Source organism: Lysobacter daejeonensis GH1-9, from assembly GCF_000768355.1.
GTDB lineage: Bacteria > Pseudomonadota > Gammaproteobacteria > Xanthomonadales > Xanthomonadaceae > Aerolutibacter > Aerolutibacter daejeonensis.
This window is the reverse complement of the sequence record NZ_AVPU01000025.1, coordinates 25,398-38,615: the sequence shown is the minus strand read 5'-3', so window position 1 is coordinate 38,615 and position 13,218 is coordinate 25,398. Positions and strand designations below refer to the sequence as shown.

Sequence of the window (13,218 nt, the reverse complement as noted above, 5' to 3'; positions counted from 1 at the left end):
GTGTCCGTGAAAACGGGGGTGAACCCGTGCTTGCGCACGTACCCAATCGCCTCCCGCATCAACGAAGGAGAGGAGTCAATCGGCAAGTGGAAGAATCTGTGCCAGAGTTGATAGACGAGCTCTTTTAGGTTCGAGTGTTTGACGGTCCTGAAGTCGACTCGATTCTCGAATTTTGACCAAATACAGACGTGCAGGCAGTCCCAAAGAGCACTTCTAAGGGAATCGTCTATATCCTCGAGCTGGATCGCGTCTCTGATGGGTTTGATGCCCATGCGCTGCGAAAATGACATTGATCCCCCTGCCAGCTAACACCTGAATTAAGCCGAGCCGCGAAGCGGCTTCGGCTTGAATGAATTGTTGGAGCCCACACCGGTTAGCTACGGGCGAGGAGTAGGCCAATACCAATGCCGCTCCCCAAGTGAGGTTGGCTGCCTCCCGCAACACCGCTACTGGAGCAACGCCGCCGGTCAAAAGTCAATTCATTTTCCCGCTACTCTTCTGCTCTTTGTACCTTGGTCCAGTGTATGTTGGCTGCAAAAGTTGAGCCAGGATATTCTTGGATGAACTCTTCGATCTCCGCTGCTGAAGGTTCATCTCGGTAGTCCTCGTATGGAGATATCGTGCCATCTGGAATAATCAGATAGAACCATATTTTCCGCTTGAAGTATGGGAGTTGTCGCTTGTGCAGCCTAATTAAGGTCCACCGCGTTCCTTTTTGACTATCTGTGCTGTGAAGTAGCACTACTGCTTGAGATAGCATTCCGGAATGATTTGGCCGCACGGCCAGGAGATCGACCCTGTGAAGGGTAGTCTCCTGATGCTGTGGCCAGCAATGCATATCTTCAACGATTTCGCCAAGGATGATGTCGTGTTCTTCATTGGTTTCCATGATGTGCCTGTGCAACCTAACGCCTTGATTAAGCCGAGCCGTAAAGCGGCTTTAGCTTGAACGAATTGTTAGAGCCCGCTTGCGTGAACTTATCCAGCGAGCTGGTGGGTTCATCATTCAGAGACGAACGAAACCTTGATATCGCTCCCATAACTTGGCGTATGCGTCCGACATATCGGGATCATTTGAGAGAAGTTGCTTAGTGTGAAAGTTGGGCTTAAAGAGCAACAAACTGAGATAGCCGTAGAACGTCGAACTATTCATCTTTTTGGCAGACGTGATCTGCTTTGTTATTCGGCGAAGGTAGGTGTCGTGTAGATTTTTTGCTATAGCAACGTCGCCAGCGTCAGATGAACTGTCCGCAGTGAAAGAGGCAAAAGTGCTAATTGCATCCCGGAGTGCCGCCAGCTTGACATCAAGATCTTCCTCACGCTCCGCCTGCTCAAAGAGGTCACGAATTTCTTTTAGATCATCAGATTCCATGCGGTCCCTCATGGGGCTCTAACATCTGAATCAAGGGGAGCCGCAAAGCGGCTTCCCGTTGAATGAATTGTTAGGACTCGGCTGAGCTATTGGTGAGCCCTGCTTGCCGGACGTTTCCCGGTACTGCGCATAGAGGTGGGTCGCAGTACTTGAAAGCGCTGCAGCGAGAATGGCGACTATGGCGGAAACGAAGTAGTCCATACGCTTCTGGCGCTTTGCCGATCTCTTTGAGTCAAGCTCTTCCACCTTTAGCACACCAGCGCCAGTGATAAAGAACGTCACGGGGCCAGCACCCCATGCTTCCCAAGGCACCTCGCCGTATAGAAATGACTCTCCTGGCTTAAGGCCAAGTTGGTAGAGAAGCGCTGCGCTCTCCCGTGTTGTCCGCCCAAAAGGCATTCCGGGCTCGGTGTTTGTCGCGATGAATCCCGATTGGATCATTGCAGCCAAGCCGTAGAAGTCAGCGTAGGTCCCGCTCTTGCGCGTAACGTGGCCAATCAACTCCTGCCCATCCATCTCGCCAGCAGTGGCGACCTTGCGAAGGAGCTCCCCGTTAACTGCTTGCGACATGCCTGACTCCGAGTTCTAACAGCTGAGTAAAGCCGCGCCACGAAGTGGCGTCGGCTTTGATGAATTGTTAGCCATTGCCCCGTTTACGCCAAGACTCCAGCACGAAGAGCGCAAGAGTATGCGCGGCATGGATGGCCAACCGTGCGTGACGTGGTTCCAAACGGTATGGCGCTTTGCCTGCTCCGTGTGCCGAGCTCGCATGGGTGCGCAGCGACCCGATGCCATGCACGACAGCGATCAGGCCTGTGAGAATCTGCTGAAGATCTTGCTCCTCGACCTTGCTTGGGTCGATACCAAGGTGCTTACGGACCACTCCCCACACAGATTGGAGGTCCTGCTTGGAGGGCATTGGCAAGCCCTCTTCGGCGATCACGACCTTGCACACCGACTCAAGAATATTGCTTGCAGCTGACACCGCTTCTCGCGGAGAGGTGGCTGCGTTCTGGACCGCACGTTGAAACTCCTGATCAATTGACTCCAAATCGCCTTCACGAATGAACTCGGACAGGGTGCGGGTTGGAGTTCCCATTGCACCAACCACCCTGCCACCTTTGACGTATTGGAGGTTCGAGTCCGCCAAGGCTCGAGCGAGCTTGTCTCGTTGAGCAATCTTTTCTTTGTCCCAGCGGTCGTTCGGGTCTAGCACCTGCTCCATGTAGCCTTCGAGGATGCGGCCCAGAACGTTCAGCGGATTCGCCGAATCGCCATTCGCGCGGCGCAGCCAAGCCAAGGCTTTCGCATGCTTGCTCCCCTCGGGCGGATCCCCAGGGGCCCCGGCATAGGTGAACAGACTGTCCAAGGTGGCGTGCGTCTCGCGCTCCGAACTGAGCTCAGCTGTGAGGGCGAGAACTGCTGCGGGAATCAACTGACGCATAGAGCAATGGCCAACACAATTTGGCCTCCTGTTTGGGGTGATCTCACCGGATGGTTGGCGCGACCCTTTCTCGGGTCAACGCGAAAATTGCTCTGCAGATCAGCACATTACCTTCAACGCTCGTCTGTGCGACCGCTGCCCCCAGCCATGCCATCCCGACGAAGTGCAGCGATATCCGGCTATCCCCGTGGAACGGTCCGATAGCACGCGCCACCCCCACCCCAATCTGACCCACATCAAGGCACCCCCCCTCCCCCGCGCCCAAACTTGGGCCCATGGACACCCACCCCGCCCCCGCCCTCTCCTCCCTGTCGCCCAAGGCGCTGGTCTGGGCGCCCCATCGGCTGATGTTCTTCATCGGGTCCAGCAACCTGCTGCTGGCCATGCTGTGGTGGGCGCTGTGGCTGGTCGGCACGCGCTGGCCGGCGTTGCTGCCCATGCACCAGCCGCAGCCGTACGCGGGCTGGATGCATGCCTTCGTCATGCAGTACCAGATGCTGCCCAGCTTCATCTTCGGCTTCCTGCTGACCACCTTCCCCAAGTGGATGGGCCAGCCGGACTTCGAGCGCTGGCGCTTCCCGCCGGTGGGCCTGGGGCTGTTTGGCGGGCAGCTGGCCACGCTGCTGGGTGTCATGGGCTGGGAGGTGGGCATCACCGTGGGCCTGTGGCTGACGCTGGGCGGCTGGGCCGCCGGGCTGGCCACGCTGGGGCCGCTGCTGTGGCGTGAGCGCGGCACCACGTGGCATGCGCGTTCGGCGTTCGCGGGGTTGGTGCTGGGCTTCGTGGGCATGCTGGCGTGGCTGGGCTTCATGCTGGGCGCGTCGCCCATGTGGGCCTTCGTCAGCATCAAGATGGGCACGTTCGGGCTGCTGTTGCCGGTGTACTTCACGGTGGCGCACCGCATGTTCCCGTTCTTTGCCGGCAACGTGGTCAAGGGCTACGTGGCATGGCGGCCGTTGTGGCTGCTGGCGGTGGCGTGGCCGCTGCTGATGCTGCACCTGGCGCTGGAGCTGGTGCACGCCTACGGCTGGCTGTGGGTAGCGGACGTGCCGCTGCTGGGGCTGTTTGTGCTGGCGCTGTGGCGCTGGTGGCCGCGCGGCGAGGCGCCGCGGATCCTGTCGGTGCTGTTCATTGGCCTGGCGTGGTTGCCGGTGGCGGTGGCGCTGTATGCCACGCAGAGCATCGGTTACCTGCTCACGGGTGTGTACATGCTGGGCCGGGCGCCGGCGCATGCGTTGTTCATCGGCTTCTTCGGCAGCGTGCTGATCGCCATGGTCACGCGGGTCACACAGGGCCATTCCGGTCGGCCGATGGTGATGCCGGGGGTGGCCTGGTACGCGTTCTGGGCCATCCAGGCGGTGGCGGTGGTGCGCGTGTTCGCCGAGGTCATGCCCGACGGCCCGGCGTGGCAGGCCGCGGCGGCGGTGGGCTGGCTGCTGGCCTTCGTGCCGTGGGTGGCGCGCATCGGCCGCATCTACCTGGCGCCGCGCGCCGACGGCAGGCCGGGCTAAGGGCGCTGGAGAGCAAGGGCTCGCCGGCGGGACGCGCCGGCACGGATTGATGAAGGGACTGACGTTTCCATGATCGAGTTCTATCCGCAGATCAAGGCCGCCCACGTGGGGCTGGTGATGCTGAGCGGTGCGTTGTTCGCGCTGCGCGGCGCGTTTGTGTTGGCCGGCATGCGCTGGCCGTTGTCGCTGCCGGTGAAGTGGGCCAGCTACACCATCGACACGGCACTGCTGACGGCGGCGCTGATGCTGCTGACCGTCCTGCATGGCACGGGCATGTTCGCCAACGGCTGGCTGACGGTGAAGGTCATCCTGCTGGTGGCCTACATCGTGCTCGGTGTTTTCGCTTTGACGCGTGCTCGCACCCTGGGCGGCCGCGTCGTTTTCTACCTGGGCGCGCTGGCCACCTACGGCACGATGTACACCATCGCCCGCGCGCACCATCCGCTGGGCTGGCTGCAGCAGGTGCTGTCATGAACGCGCAACTGAAAGCGCCCGAGGCGGCCAGCGACGGCCGCCACACCGTCGACGCCTGCTTCCTGGGCCCCTACGGCGAGAACGACACCCTGCTGGAGAAGCTGGTGGTGGAGTTCCTGCGCGACCACGTGTACTGGCGCCGCAACTTCCACCCGGAAGACCCGCCGGCGATCTCCACGGCGGCGGCGCAGCACCCGGAGTACCTGGCGTTCGAGGCGCGCATGCGCCGCGAGTTGCACCAACTGTCGGCGGCGCTGAAGAAGTCGGTGCCGTTCCACAGCCCGCGCTACATCGGCCACATGGCCAGCGACCTGCTGCTGCCGGGGCTGGCGGCGCAGATCCTGACCCTGCCCTACAACCCCAACAACGTGTCCGAGGATGCGGCGCCGGTGACGGTGGAGCTGGAGGTGCAGGTGGGCCTGCAGCTGGCGCGCATGCTGGGCTACGTGCATGACCCGGCGCGGCCGGACTGCGCCTTCGGCCACCTGACCTCGGGTGGCACGGTGGCCAACTACCAGGCGCTGCGGCTGGCGCTGGCGCTGAAGGCGTTCCCGGTGGCGTTGCAGGCGGCGGGCGTGCCGGACATCGTGCTGCCGGAGGATGCGTGGGGCGCGTTCAACCTGGCGCCGCGCGAGTCCACTTTGCTGGTGGAGCAGTGGCAGCAGTGGCTGGCGCAGGCGTCGCCGGCCGACCGCAGGCTGTGGCAGGCGCGCGTGCGCGAGGAGCGCATCGAACAGCGCGGGCTGGCGGACTTCTTCGCCGCCCACCCCACGCTACAGGTGCCCAAGGTGCTGGCGCCGATCACCGCGCATTACTCGTGGAGCAAGGGCTGCAAGCTGCTGGGCCTGGGCCGCGCACAGTTGGAACTGCTGCCCGAGCGCGGCATGCGCGTGGACACCGATGCGCTGGAGGAAACGCTGGAGCGCTGCCTGCGCGAGCAGCAGCCGGTACTGCTGGCGGTGGCCGTGATGGGCACCACCGAGTACGGCACCGTGGACCCGATCGACGGCGTGGTGGCGGCGCGCGAGCGCTTTGCCGCGCGCGGCCTGGGATTTGGCGTGCACGTGGATGCGGCGTGGGGCGGCTACCTGGCCACGCTGTTCCGCAACGAGGACGGCAGCCTGCGCACGCGCGATGAGGTGGCATCGGGCTTCACTGCGTTCCCCTCGCCCGATGTGTATGCGGCGGTCGCCGCGCTGGGCGACACCGACTCGGTCACCGTTGACCCGCACAAGCTGGGCTACCTGCCCTATGGCGCGGGCGCTTTCATCTGCCGCGATCACCGCGCGGTGGCGCTGTTGTCGGAGGAAGCCGATTACGTCTTCCACGGCGATGCGCCCAAGGATTATCTCGGCCGCTACCGCAGCCTCGGGCAGTTCATCCCCGAAGGTTCGAAGTCCGGTGCTGCGGTGGCCGGGGTATACGTGACGCACAAGGTGCTGCCGCTGGATCACGCGCACTTCGGCCTGCTGCCGGCGCAGACCATCCGCTCGGCCGAGGCATTCCATGCGCGCGCGCTGCGCTTTGCAGAGGAGATGGCGGGCGTGGTGCGGGCGGTGGTGCCGTTCCCGCCGGACAGCAACCTGGTGTGCTTCGCGCTGAACCCGGCAGGCAACCGCGACGTGGCGGCGGCCAATGCCTTCGTGCGGCGCGTGCATGACGAGCTGCGCTGCGATCCGCGCCAGCCGCTGCAGAACAAGCAGTTCTTCGGCTCGGTGACCACGCTGCGGCCGGAGGCGCTGGGCGAGGAAGAGACGCATCGCATCCTCGACGCGCTGGGGCTGGACGTGGCCACGCTGGATGGCGAAGGCGGCGACAAGCTGATGATCCTGCGCCACACGCTGATGAACCCGTACCTGATCGACCGCGAGAACGGCATCAGCTACATCGACCTGTACTTCGACCACCTGGCGGCGCGCCTGCGGGCGTTGCTGGCGAAGGGCTGAGGACGGGTACCGACATGCCGGACGGAGTGACGCAGCCCATGGACCGCACACACCCTGCACCCGCCGACGACCGCGCGTGGGTACGCAATGCGCTGGCGCTGTTGGAACAGGAGGCGACGCGCTCGGCGGACACGCACCTGTTGCGGCTGGACTTTCCGGGCTTCCCGGACATCGCGTTCTACTTCAAGGACGAGGCCAGCCACCCCACGGGCAGCCTGAAGCACCGGCTGGGGCGCTCGCTGTACCTGTACGCGCTGTGCAACGGGCGGCTGCATCCGGGGCAGACGGTGGTGGATGCCTCGTCGGGCAGCACCGCGATTTCCGAGGCGTGGTTTGCGCGGCTGTTGGGCTTGCCGTTCATCGCGGTGATGCCGGCGTGCACCGCGCCACAGAAGATCCGCGACGTGCAGGCGCTGGGCGGGCAATGCGACCTGGTGGACGACCCGGCGCAGGTGCACGCGCGCGCGGCCGAACATGCGGCCAACGGTGCGTGCCACCTGGACCAGTTCGGGCTGGCCGAGCGCGCCACCGACTGGCGCGGCAACAACAACATCGCCGAGTCGATCATCGGCCAGTTGCGCCGCGAGCCGCAGCCGGAGCCGACGTGGATCGTGTGCGGCGTGGGCACGGGTGGCACGTCGGCCACGATTGGCCGCTACCTGCGCTACCGGCGGCTGGACACGCGCCTGTGCGTGGCCGAGCCCACCGGCAGCAGCTACGTGCACGGCTGGCGTACGCGTGACCGCAATGCGGTGGCCAGCCAGCCGACGCTGATTGAAGGTATCGGCCGGCCGAAGGTGGAGCCGGGCTTTCTGTTTGACGTGGTGGACGAGGTGATCGAGGTGGCGGATGCCGGCTCGATTGCGGCGGCACTGCTGCTGGAGGAGGTGCTGGGCGTGCGCTACGGGGGCTCGTCGGGCACCAACTTCGTTGCCTGCCTGCAGCTGGCCAGCGACATGCGTGCGCGCGGCGAGCGCGGCAGCATCGTCAGCCTGCTGTGCGACCGGGGCACGCGCTATCAGCAGACGTTGTTCGATCCGGCGTGGCGCGCGGCGCGTGGCGTCGACATCGGGCCGTGGCAGCAGGCGCTGGGTGAGGCATTGGCCACGGGCACGTTGAACGCGCCGGGCGCCACTTCATGAGTTTCCACGACCTGCGCGGCTTCCTCGGCGCCCTGGAACGCACGGGGCGCCTGCGCCGCGTCAGCGAGCCGGTCAATCCGGAACTGGAAACCACCTCGCTGAGCCTGCGCGCGCTGAAGGCCGGCGGCCCGGCGCTGCTGATGGAGCAGCCGATGGGCGCGCAACACGCGTACCTGGGCAACCTGTTCGGCCACCGCGACCGCATCGAGGCGGCGCTGGCCGGGCGACCGCTGGCCAGCCTGCGCGAGCTGGGCGAACTGCTGGCCTCGATCAAGGAGCCGCGCTGGCCGTCGAGCCTGCGCGAGGCGCTGGGCACCTGGCCCGAGCTAGCGCAACTGGCGCACGTGGCGCCGCAGCGGGTGCGCGAGGCGGCGTTCCAGTACGAAACACTGGAAGGCGACGACATCGACCTGTCGCGGCTGCCCATCCAGCGCTGCTGGCCGGAGGACGCGGCGCGACTGATCACGCTGGGACTGGTGATCACGCGCGGCACGCGGCAGAAGCGCCAGAACGTGGCGATCTACCGCCAGCAGGTCATCGCCCCCAACCGCATCATCATGCGCTGGCTGCCGCACCGTGGCGGCGCGCTGGACTTTGCCGACTGGAAGACCGCGCATCCGGGCAAGCCCTTTCCGCTGCTGGTGGCCATCGGTGCCGACCCCGCGACCACGCTGGCCGCGGTGGCACCGGTGCCGGATACGCTGTCCGAATACGAATTCGCCGGCCTGCTGCGCGGCGAGCGCACGCGGGTGTGGCATAGCGCGGCCACCGGCCTGGATGCACCCGCCGGCTGCGAGATCCTGCTGGAAGGCTGCATCGCGCCGGACGACACCGCGCTGGAAGGCCCCTTCGGCGACCACACCGGCTACTACAACGCGCAGGACCACTTCCCGGTGATGACCATCACCCGGATGCACCTGCGCCGCGACGCGATCTACCAGGGCAGCTACATGGGCCGCGCGCCGCACGACGAACCGTCGGTGATGGCGATGGCGCTGAACGACGTGTTCGTGCCGATCCTGCGCAAGGTGTTCCCGGAGATCGTGGACTTCTACCTGCCACCGGAAGCGTGCTCGTACCGCATCGCGGTGGTCAGCATCCGCAAGCAGTACCCCGGGCATGCGCGCCGGATCATGATGGGCATCTGGTCGTACCTGCGGCAGTTCACGTACACCAAGTTCGTGATCGTCACTGATGACGACATCGACGTGCGCGACTGGTCGCAGGTGATCTGGGCGGTGTCCACGCGCGTGGACCCGGCGCGCGACAGTGTGCTGATCGACAAGACGCCGATCGATTACCTGGATTTCTCCAGCCCGGTGCCCAACCTGGGCTCGAAGCTGGGACTGGATGCCACCAACAAGTGGCCGGGTGAGACCACGCGCACGTGGAGCAAGCCGATCCAGCTGGATGCGGCGGTGGAGAAGCGGGTTGATGCGCTCTGGGCTGCGGTGAGTTAGATCGGGGCGGGCCGCAGCACCCAGTGCGGCCCGCCCCTACCCGCTCAGTCCTCAGGGTTGACGTCCCACGTGGGGTCGTCGAACTGCGTCGGGTATTGCGCCAGCGCGTCCTGCATTGGCTTGAGCTCGTCCAGCGTGACCGGACCGGTACGCACGGCGTCGGCGCCGGCAATGAACTTCACCAGCAGGCCATGCAGCGCGGCATCCGCATCGGGCGCCAGCTTGCAGTTGGCGATCATGTCGTTGACCGCGCCCTGGATCTGGTCGGCGAGTGCCGGGGCCTGCTTGGGATCGACATGGCCCATCTCCAGATGCTCCAGCATGGTGACGGCTTGGCGGATGCGGCCCATGCCGTCCTGCAATGGGGCGTCGGTGGCCCAGCGCTGGCCGGTGGGTGGCACCGGCGTGGCTGCCGTGTCGTGACCGTGCTGGGCGTGCGCGTCGGCCGGCTGCGCGGGGGTGGCCTGCGCGTGGTACTGCGCATGGCCGGCGTGGCCGTCCTGAACGGCGGGTGCGGCCAACGCCGGGCCCGCGGCCAGTGCAACCGCGATGGCCATGCCGAGTGCCGCGACCCGGGCGTGGTTGAAGCGGAGAGGAGACAACATGGTGAACCTCCAGATTCGGGTGGGCTTGTTGCCCTGCCTGTGATCAACATGTCACGCACCGGTCGGTGCGGGCCATGACCCAAGTCAACGTGGTCGCATTGGCGGGACCCGGTTCTGCGACGACTGCAATGGCAGCCGCAATACGAGGCGCGCGCCGGCCCGCGGGGAGCGGCTGATGTCCAACGCGCCGCCATGCAAGGTTGCGACGGCGTGCACGATGGACAGGCCCAATCCGCTGCCGCTGCCGGCACTGCGCAGGAAACGCTCGCCCACGCGCGCGGCCTGCTCATCGGGGATGCCGGGGCCATCGTCGTCGACCACCACGTCCGCGTAGCCATCGCCCACATGCAGGCCCACATCCACGTGGCCAGGCGCGCGGCCGTGGGCGATGGCGTTGTCCAGCAGGTTGTTGATGGCGATGCCCAGCAGGCCGGCACTGCCCTGCACCATCGGCGCGGACGAGGCGTCCAGCGACAGCACCACGCCACGCGGGATGGCCCGCTCGCTGGCCTCGGCCACCGCGTTGCGCACCAATTCGGCCAGGGGCAACACGGCGGCGTCGGGGACAGCCTCCAACGACTCCACGCGCGCCAGGGTCAACAGCTGCGTCACCAGCCGTTCCATGCGCTGCAGGCCATCGCGCGCACGCTGCAGGTGTTGCGCGCGCGCGGCGTCATCGCTGGCGCTGCCCGCCAGATCCAGCTCCAGTTGGAGGACCGACAGCGGGTGGCGCAGTTCGTGTGCGGCGTCGGCGGTGAAACGGCGTTCACGCGCCAGCGCGGCGTCCAGTGTGCCGACCAGGCCATCCAGCGCGCGGGTGAGTTGCAGCAGTTCGCCGGGCACGTCGTCGCGGGTCAGCGTGGGTGGCCGGGCGGGCTGCGCGTCGATGGCGCGGGAAACGGCACGCAGCGGCGCCAACCCACCGCGCAGGCCCAACCACGTGGCCACCGGCAGCAGTACCAGCAGTGCGACCAAGGGCATCAGCGTGCCCTGCACCAGCGCCGAAAGCAGTTCGTCGCGGTCGTGCAGCGGCGCGGCCACCTGGATCCAGTGCCGTTGTGCGTTGTCCCAGCGCTGGTACACGCGCCAGGTTTCACCGGCGTGGCGCAGGGTGTGGAAATGCGCGTCACCGCCGTCCGCACGCAGTGGCGGCAGCGTGGAGGCGTCCAGCAGCACGCGGCCCTGGCGGTCGCGCACCATGATTTCAGGACGCGGGCCTTCGTCGTCCTCGTGTTCGGTGGCTTCGAGCTCGACGCGCTGCGCCAGTGTCAGGTCGGGCATCGAGGCGGTGACCGCGAGCACGCTGGCGGCGGTGCGCTCCAGTTCGCGGTCGAACATCTCGGTGGTTTCGTGGCGGGCTCCCTGCGCCAGCCACAGGCCCGCGCCCAGCCACAGCGCCACCACCGGCAGGCCTACGAACCACGACAGGCGACGCTGCAGCGAGGGGCGTTTCATGGCATCTCCGACTCGTCGGCCGTGTCGTTACCGGTGGTGCCATTGGGCGGGAACAGCGCGTAGCCCACGCCACGCAGCGTGCGCACCCAGCCGGGCCCCAGTTTGCGCCGCAGGTGGTGGATGTGGACTTCGATGGCGTTGCTGGCCACTTCCTCACCCCAGCCGTACACCGCCTCTTCCAGCTGTGCGCGCGACAGGGCACGACCGGGGTGCGTGGCCAGTGATTCAAGCAGGGCGTATTCGCGCGGTGAAAGTTCCAGCGGGTGGCCGTCCAGCCGGGCGCTGCGCACGGCCGGATCCAGTTCCAGCGCACCCACCCGCTGCACCGGCACCGCATCGCCGCCCGAGCGGCGCAGCAACGCACGCACGCGGGCCGCCAGCTCGTCCAGGTGCACCGGCTTGACCACGTAATCGTCGGCGCCGCAGTCCAGGCCGGTGACGCGGTCATCCAGTGCATCGCGCGCGGTCAACAGCAGCACCGGCGTGCCATCGCCGCGGCGACGGAGGGCCGCGATGACGTCGACGCCGCTCATGCGCGGCAGGTTCCAGTCGAGGATGGCCGCCGCGTAGGGCGTGGCGTCGAAGGCATGGAGGGCATGCAGGCCATCCTCCACCCAGTCGACGGCGTGACCGAGGTGGCGAAGGCCGTCGGACAGGGCGCGGCCCAGGTCAGGATCGTCTTCGGCGAGGAGCAGGCGCATGGGGTCACGCTAGGCCTGCGCAGGGCAGGCTGCCTTGATCTGGCGCAATTGGCGGCACCGGCCTCCGCCCGCCTCGATGGACGGGCGGAGGCAGTGCGCGCGTGGCTACGGGCTGGCGGCAACGCGGCACTTCAGTGGGCGTCATCGTCCAGCGTCCGCTTGCGGCCGTGCACCATCGCAGCGATGAGGTTGTCGCGGTAGTGCACGCTTTCGACGATGGCGGCCAGCACATGCACGCCGATCAGGGCGAGCAGGCCGTACGCGAGTGCCTCGTGCAGCTCTTCCAGCCACTCGGCGCCCCAGTACGCGTCCAGCGTCTGCATCCAGCCCGTGAGGCCCACCGCGGCGACGCCGGCCATCAGCAGCAGGATCATCACCGCCGCCGCGGGGTTGTGCCCCAGCCGGCGCTGCGAGCGGCCGCTCAGCCGCTCCCGCAGGTAGGTGGCGACGGCACGGGGGCCGCGCACCCAGTCGCTGAAGCGGGCGTGCCGCGTGCCCACCAGGCCCCACAACACGCGGAAGGCGATCAGCCCCAGCGCGGTGTAGCCCAGCCACTGGTGGGCGGTGTCGCCCTCCTCCACCAGGAACGCGCCGAAGATGCACGCGGCCAGCGACCAGTGGAACAGCCGCACCAGCGGGTCCCACACTTTGACCGTCTTCGCGGTGTTCCTGGCCGATTCGCCAACCGCGTGTTGCAGGGTGGTGTTCATCGCAGGCCTCCGTCAGTCGTCGTCGCGCTCTTTGATGACGCGGCCGTTGGTCGGGTCGTAGTAGATCTCGACCTTGCGACCAGCCTTGTCCTTGCCGTAGATCTCGTAGCAGGAGCCGGACACCTTGAACTTGTCGATGGTGTAGCCAGCCTTGGTGATGCGTTCCTGCATGGTCTTCTCGGGGAGCCACTGGTCGCGGGGGGCGGTAGTGCACGTGGGGCCGGCAAAGGCGCTGGGCGCCGCCAGCGCGGCCACCACGGCAATGAGGGGAACAATCGTGGCAACAGCAGGTTTCATGTCGTCTCTCCAGAAGCGGGCGGGCTGCCCACGAACGCATTCCAGCGCGACCTCCTTATGGACGGCTTAAGACAGGCGAAGACCTCCGGTCCATTCAGTTG

The 13,218-nt window shown here is 66.2% G+C and carries 15 protein-coding genes; 6 read left to right on the top strand and 9 right to left on the bottom strand.

The features are described from left to right. Window positions 1–290, bottom strand: a 290-nt coding sequence (locus tag N800_RS16125) for an AbiJ-NTD4 domain-containing protein (RefSeq protein WP_198032545.1), incomplete at its 3' end; no start/stop codon positions are given. A 476-nt stretch (window positions 291–766) separates the two neighbouring features. Here N800_RS16125 and N800_RS12395 point away from each other — a divergent pair. Beyond that, window positions 767–949 (top strand): hypothetical protein, encoded by a 183-nt coding sequence (locus N800_RS12395; protein ID WP_036139072.1) that lies wholly within the window; start codon window positions 767–769, stop codon window positions 947–949. Window positions 950–1,006: 57 nt separating this feature from the next. Here N800_RS12395 and N800_RS12390 read toward each other — a convergent pair whose 3' ends face one another. From N800_RS12390 to N800_RS12380, 3 genes are all read right to left on the bottom strand, one after another. Further along, entirely contained in the window at window positions 1,007–1,372 is a 366-nt protein-coding gene (locus N800_RS12390; protein WP_156962991.1) for a hypothetical protein, read from the bottom strand. Between the two features lie 30 nt (window positions 1,373–1,402). After that, window positions 1,403–1,942 carry a hypothetical protein gene (locus N800_RS12385; protein WP_036139068.1) on the bottom strand — a complete coding sequence of 180 codons (540 nt, stop codon included), beginning with the start codon at window positions 1,940–1,942 and terminating at the stop codon, window positions 1,403–1,405. Window positions 1,943–2,009: 67 nt separating this feature from the next. Further along, on the bottom strand, window positions 2,010–2,816 hold the full coding sequence (locus N800_RS12380) for an abortive infection family protein (protein WP_036139065.1): 807 nt from the start codon (window positions 2,814–2,816) through the stop codon (window positions 2,010–2,012). A gap of 275 nt (window positions 2,817–3,091) precedes the next feature. On the opposite strand from N800_RS12380, the gene N800_RS12375 reads away from it, so the two are divergent. The 5 genes from N800_RS12375 to N800_RS12355 all read left to right on the top strand — a co-directional run bounded on the left by N800_RS12375 (window position 3,092) and on the right by N800_RS12355 (window position 9,349). Next, window positions 3,092–4,327 carry an NnrS family protein gene (locus tag N800_RS12375; RefSeq protein ID WP_036139063.1) on the top strand — a complete coding sequence of 412 codons (1,236 nt, stop codon included), beginning with the start codon at window positions 3,092–3,094 and terminating at the stop codon, window positions 4,325–4,327. A 69-nt stretch (window positions 4,328–4,396) separates the two neighbouring features. Next, window positions 4,397–4,801: a SirB2 family protein gene (locus N800_RS12370; RefSeq protein ID WP_036139061.1), complete on the top strand. Its 405-nt coding sequence runs from the start codon at window positions 4,397–4,399 to the stop codon at window positions 4,799–4,801. After that, window positions 4,798–6,747, top strand: a complete 1,950-nt coding sequence (locus tag N800_RS12365) for a pyridoxal phosphate-dependent decarboxylase family protein (RefSeq protein ID WP_036139058.1) — start codon at window positions 4,798–4,800, stop codon at window positions 6,745–6,747. Before N800_RS12370 ends, N800_RS12365 begins: the two co-directional genes overlap by 4 nt. A gap of 38 nt (window positions 6,748–6,785) precedes the next feature. Beyond that, window positions 6,786–7,889: a PLP-dependent cysteine synthase family protein gene (locus N800_RS12360; protein WP_036139056.1), complete on the top strand. Its 1,104-nt coding sequence runs from the start codon at window positions 6,786–6,788 to the stop codon at window positions 7,887–7,889. Beyond that, window positions 7,886–9,349, top strand: coding sequence for a UbiD family decarboxylase (locus N800_RS12355; RefSeq protein ID WP_036139054.1), 1,464 nt, complete (start codon window positions 7,886–7,888; stop codon window positions 9,347–9,349). Before N800_RS12360 ends, N800_RS12355 begins: the two co-directional genes overlap by 4 nt. A 44-nt stretch (window positions 9,350–9,393) precedes the next feature. Here N800_RS12355 and N800_RS12350 read toward each other — a convergent pair whose 3' ends face one another. The 5 genes from N800_RS12350 to N800_RS12330 form a co-directional block, all read right to left on the bottom strand. Then, a complete protein-coding gene (locus tag N800_RS12350) occupies window positions 9,394–9,954 on the bottom strand; it encodes a DnrO protein (RefSeq protein ID WP_156962990.1) in 561 nt (186 codons plus the stop codon). 84 nt (window positions 9,955–10,038) lie between these two features. Next, entirely contained in the window at window positions 10,039–11,409 is a 1,371-nt protein-coding gene (locus tag N800_RS12345) for a sensor histidine kinase (protein ID WP_036139049.1), read from the bottom strand. Beyond that, on the bottom strand, window positions 11,406–12,110 hold the full coding sequence (locus N800_RS12340) for a response regulator transcription factor (protein WP_052108220.1): 705 nt from the start codon (window positions 12,108–12,110) through the stop codon (window positions 11,406–11,408). The genes N800_RS12345 and N800_RS12340 overlap by 4 nt, the downstream gene beginning before the upstream one ends. 131 nt (window positions 12,111–12,241) lie before the next feature. Beyond that, window positions 12,242–12,820 (bottom strand): cytochrome b/b6 domain-containing protein, encoded by a 579-nt coding sequence (locus N800_RS12335; protein WP_052108219.1) that lies wholly within the window; start codon window positions 12,818–12,820, stop codon window positions 12,242–12,244. Between the two features lie 12 nt (window positions 12,821–12,832). After that, entirely contained in the window at window positions 12,833–13,117 is a 285-nt protein-coding gene (locus tag N800_RS12330; RefSeq protein WP_036139047.1) for a PepSY domain-containing protein, read from the bottom strand. Window positions 13,118–13,218 lie beyond the last annotated feature (101 nt).

Bases quoted from the DNA above. Each gene is read 5' to 3' on its own strand.
- N800_RS12395 (WP_036139072.1), top strand. From the start codon at position 767: ATGATTTGGCCGCACGGCCAGGAGATCGACCCTGTGAAGGGTAGTCTC.
- N800_RS12390 (WP_156962991.1), bottom strand. From the start codon at position 1,372: ATGGAATCTGATGATCTAAAAGAAATTCGTGACCTCTTTGAGCAGGCG.
- N800_RS12385 (WP_036139068.1), bottom strand. From the start codon at position 1,942: ATGTCGCAAGCAGTTAACGGGGAGCTCCTTCGCAAGGTCGCCACTGCT.
- N800_RS12380 (WP_036139065.1), bottom strand. From the start codon at position 2,816: ATGCGTCAGTTGATTCCCGCAGCAGTTCTCGCCCTCACAGCTGAGCTC.
- N800_RS12375 (WP_036139063.1), top strand. From the start codon at position 3,092: ATGGACACCCACCCCGCCCCCGCCCTCTCCTCCCTGTCGCCCAAGGCG.
- N800_RS12370 (WP_036139061.1), top strand. From the start codon at position 4,397: ATGATCGAGTTCTATCCGCAGATCAAGGCCGCCCACGTGGGGCTGGTG.
- N800_RS12365 (WP_036139058.1), top strand. From the start codon at position 4,798: ATGAACGCGCAACTGAAAGCGCCCGAGGCGGCCAGCGACGGCCGCCAC.
- N800_RS12360 (WP_036139056.1), top strand. From the start codon at position 6,786: ATGGACCGCACACACCCTGCACCCGCCGACGACCGCGCGTGGGTACGC.
- N800_RS12355 (WP_036139054.1), top strand. From the start codon at position 7,886: ATGAGTTTCCACGACCTGCGCGGCTTCCTCGGCGCCCTGGAACGCACG.
- N800_RS12350 (WP_156962990.1), bottom strand. From the start codon at position 9,954: ATGTTGTCTCCTCTCCGCTTCAACCACGCCCGGGTCGCGGCACTCGGC.
- N800_RS12345 (WP_036139049.1), bottom strand. From the start codon at position 11,409: ATGAAACGCCCCTCGCTGCAGCGTCGCCTGTCGTGGTTCGTAGGCCTG.
- N800_RS12340 (WP_052108220.1), bottom strand. From the start codon at position 12,110: ATGCGCCTGCTCCTCGCCGAAGACGATCCTGACCTGGGCCGCGCCCTG.
- N800_RS12335 (WP_052108219.1), bottom strand. From the start codon at position 12,820: ATGAACACCACCCTGCAACACGCGGTTGGCGAATCGGCCAGGAACACC.
- N800_RS12330 (WP_036139047.1), bottom strand. From the start codon at position 13,117: ATGAAACCTGCTGTTGCCACGATTGTTCCCCTCATTGCCGTGGTGGCC.